Origin of the sequence: Pseudomonas sp. 86_A (assembly GCF_017491705.1) — a bacterium.
Lineage (GTDB): Bacteria > Pseudomonadota > Gammaproteobacteria > Pseudomonadales > Pseudomonadaceae > Aquipseudomonas > Aquipseudomonas koreensis.
Map to the genome: position 1 here is coordinate 1 of NZ_JAFGYS010000078.1, position 518 is coordinate 518.

Here is a 518-nt window from a genome sequence, read left to right on the forward strand (position 1 = left end):
GCAGCGGCCGCCACATTGGCAAGCCCTACATCGACAGGCTGGGCAAGGGCCAGCCGCTCACAGTCTGCAATGGCGTCACCGGCCCCGAGGTAGTGGCCGGGCGCTACTACACCCCCGCCGACTGCAAGCGCTTGGAGCTGCCCAAATACCTTGCCGCAGAAAAAGCCGCAAAGCGCCTGTTTACGCGCTGGGGTAGCTACAACATTTGGGTGCGTGCCAGCATCATCGACATGATTTACAACCTGGGCGAATCCACCGTGGCCGCGTCCACGCTGCGCACCCAGGCCAACGCTGGCCAACCCTTTGAAGTGTGGTGCCCGCAGATGCAGCGCTTTGTGTACGGCACCGTGGCCGGCAAAAAAACCCGGCTGCCCGGCCTGGTGGCGCGACGCGAAGCCACCGCCGAGCTGTGCCGCGACTGGGGCCGTGATGGGCATTTTTCGCAGCAGTACTTGGCAAAGGAGTAAAGCCATGATCTTGATCGCCATGTGGCTATGGATGCGCGACCCGTATTGGTG

1 protein-coding gene is annotated in these 518 nt (G+C 62.7%); it reads left to right on the forward strand.

The window, feature by feature from the left end; translation table 11 throughout:
* A partial coding sequence (locus J5M57_RS28075) for a hypothetical protein (RefSeq protein WP_207938488.1) occupies nt 1–467 on the forward strand: 467 nt, incomplete at its 5' end.
* Between the last annotated feature and the right edge of the window lie 51 nt (nt 468–518).